Raw genomic sequence first — 330 nt, forward strand, 5'->3', positions numbered from 1 at the left:
ACAACGTCATATCTGGCCAGGCCTGTTCACCAGTAAAATCGATCACACAGAAAAATCCTGGCAAGCCGATGAAATCCTGAATCAGGTCGATGCACTGCGTGAAAAAGCGGGCACTGGGCATATCCATTTCAGCATGGTCAGCCTGAGTCAGAATCGTAAAGACATACGCAAACGCCTGGCGCAGGAAAAATACACTTCGGCCGCTTTAGTACCGGCTACGCCCTGGCTGGAAAACACCAATATCGCGCCGCCGCAGCTGCAATGGAATGAAGAGCAAAAACTGTTACGGGTACAACTGGCCGATCCGGAAAACACACGCTGGCTGGCGAT

1 pseudogene is annotated in these 330 nt (G+C 51.8%); it reads left to right on the forward strand.

Annotated features, from left to right (window positions below):
- Window positions 1–330: pseudogene (locus KDM89_RS21010) on the forward strand (hypothetical protein); the annotation flags it as partial.

It is taken from the genome of Cognatundibacterium luofuense (assembly GCF_018139685.1).
Classification (GTDB): domain Bacteria; phylum Pseudomonadota; class Gammaproteobacteria; order Burkholderiales; family Burkholderiaceae_D; genus Undibacterium; species Undibacterium luofuense.